Raw genomic sequence first — 2,743 nt, forward strand, 5'->3', positions numbered from 1 at the left:
TGCCAGTTTGCAGCAACCCATTCATAATGAAAGTAGGGCGATGTGGTTAATTGATCAGCTTTATAAGCATAATTAGTACGCCCAGTTTCTATAAATCCAATATAAATCTCATTCTCATCTTCAACCATATCAATACGGCGTTCGTTATATTCCGCTGAAGTATGATCCAAATCCACACCGACGATAAATTCCCCTTGACCAAGTTTGACTCGATACTTCGACAATAAACCTAAAGTTTCAAATTCCGTTTTGGCAATATTGGCATCGTAAGTAATCATCCAGCTCGGCATCAACGCCGTTTCATTATTTCGATAAAAAGGAATAAAGGTCAGCAACTTATCATTATTGATTTGATAGTTTATTTCGCTGGAAAGGCGCAATGCTTCGACTTCACGATAGCCAATATCATTATGATATCGATTTTCGGTACTCTCATTTTTGTAATCATCTTCTCCCAATGAGGAGATACCTTTCTGATCGACTTCGGTATAAGTCAAAATCGTTTTAGCTGAAAGCTGATGGTTAATATCGATATCCCAACGCGATGTTAACGATGCTCGATCATAGCCAGCCTCATCGCGATAGCCATCACTGGTCGTTGTATTGATTTGCCAGCCAACTCGAGAACGTTCACCAACGGAGCCACTACCATCGAGTAATAAACGCTGCCATTGATCACTGCCCACTTCCAAGGTTGTATTCAATGATGCTTGCGCAGAGGGCGCCTTAGTCAGGCTATTGATAATACCGCCAATCGCTGCACTGCCGTAAAGCGCAGAACCCGGCCCTTTAGTGACTTCCAATTGTGCAGCCTGCGGTACATTCACCTCATACAAACCATTGTGGTTAAAAAAACCGGTGGGACGAGTTGGCAAGCCATCTTCTAAAAATAAATAAACGCCACCCGTGGTTATTGGCTGGCGGATAGAGGTCATATGCCCTTCGCCACCGAGGTTATTAATAAAAACACCCGCGATTCTATTTAGCGCCTCAGCCGGATGGCTTGGCATAATTTGCTGAATCGTTTTTTCGTCCAATACGCCAACGGACTCACTCAATTCAGATTTTGGCTTGGACTCTCTCGTTGCGGTAACAACAACCGTTTCCATCGACGCTAATTGGATTGGGCCGGATTCCGCCATTGCTGGTTGCAAGCAACAAATCATAGCAAGGGCAGGTAATAACATAACTCTTGAGGAAAAATGACGAAGCGATAAAACTAACAAAACAACTCCTTAAAATACGACCATAAAATTTAGCGCGTATTTTAATGAGCGGATTGCAAATTACCATGTGACACAGTGTCGCAGTCGACAGAATGACGTAGCCACTATTTAACCCAGTGGAAATAATGAAATATTAGCTACACTTCCAAAATAAGGCACTATTAGGTAAACATTTTCGAATAACATCTGCTGATGTTCACCAGTAATCGAAACGTTGATTTTATTCGCCTTGGTTAGTCCAAATTTTCACGACTAACCTCATACCAGTTGCCAACATCATCCCTTTTATAGACCAAACATTAGATAAAAAAATGCCACGAGCAAAACGAAGCTTTAGCGAATACCATAGAATAATAGTGAGCCTTTAGTAGATTTAGAGAGCACGGTCTCAACAATCTTAAATCTTAGGCCATACTAATCGATCAAAAAGATACGTAGCCATAAATCTTTAGAGGCAGCGTTGCACTCTATTATTACCTCACCATGGCCGTAATCATTCCTTAACGCCAAGCCTCAAGGCCAATTGGTCAGCCAACTGAAAGTATTCCCTCATATTTTCAACCGTACTTTGCCGGCGGTTATTTTCTGAAGCAATATGAATATTTTCAACAATAATGGCGGCGTTCTCCGCCAAAACTTGGCTTTCTCCACTGAGATTGTTAATAAAGAATTGAATACTCTTCTCTAAAGTGTAAGTAATAACATGAATTTCATGAAGTTCAGATGAATTTAATAATTTCTTGTTCTTAATTGCTGCCGTTGACTCATAAAATTTTTTAATTGCCACTTCAATGGATTCAATCTCATCAACTTTAAGATGACGGATGGATTGTTCACCTTCTGCCGCTCCCGCCAAAGACCATTTAGACAACACCAAAAGAATAATAAGTACCGCATACTTTCTCATAGAAAACCCTCAAAAAGTCGCAAATTAACCAGCAAAAAAGCAGATCAGCAATAATTGCCACTACCATAGAAATTAGTAAGACCAAAAATTAACTACTACCTTAATATAAAAAAGAGCTAGCAGGCTATCAAGTTAGTTCGAAATCACAGTTATATTTAAACACATCCGCGAATTCTTTCAATCGCACATACCCTCTGATTGTCGTTATGACAAGGCCGTTCGCATCCATCATTAGCGTCAAGGGTATTGCTGACAAGAAAAATTGCATCAATTCCTTATTAGCCTTTAATACAGGAAAGTTTACCCTAGCTTTGCGTATTGCTTTTCTTAATGCATGAATATCACCATTTATACCCACAACAACCGATTTAATCTGTTGATGGCAGGAAGTTTCAATCCTGTTAAACACTTCCATTTGCTTGTAACACCAAAGGCAATTCGGCTCAAAAAAACTTAATCGGATAATTGCTTTGTTAGGCTACCCTCTTTTTACTTCGTTATAGGCAACATCGTATCCACCCTCTTCATAAAATAAAGGAGTTTCCATATCTTTTGCTTGTGTAGTCAAACAGATTGTTGGCACCAATATAGATTTGCCACTGTTTATTCA

The 2,743-nt window shown here is 39.7% G+C and carries 2 protein-coding genes; both read right to left on the reverse strand.

The features are described 5' to 3' along the window. Positions 1-1,226, reverse strand: a 1,226-nt coding sequence (locus AACP44_RS08940; protein WP_339340181.1) for a TonB-dependent receptor plug domain-containing protein, incomplete at its 3' end; no start/stop codon positions are given. Between the two features lie 493 nt (positions 1,227-1,719). Next, the gene (locus AACP44_RS08945; RefSeq protein ID WP_339340182.1) at positions 1,720-2,133 is read right to left on the reverse strand and encodes a DUF6746 family protein; all 414 of its coding nucleotides are present in this window, start codon (positions 2,131-2,133) and stop codon (positions 1,720-1,722) included. Positions 2,134-2,743 lie beyond the last annotated feature (610 nt).

This window comes from uncultured Oceanicoccus sp., from assembly GCF_963968385.1.
GTDB lineage: Bacteria > Pseudomonadota > Gammaproteobacteria > Pseudomonadales > Dasaniaceae > Oceanicoccus.

What these genes read in the sequence shown, in the direction of transcription:
- AACP44_RS08945 (WP_339340182.1), bottom strand. Translation starts at nt 2,133, where the DNA reads ATGAGAAAGTATGCGGTACTTATTATTCTTTTGGTGTTGTCTAAATGG.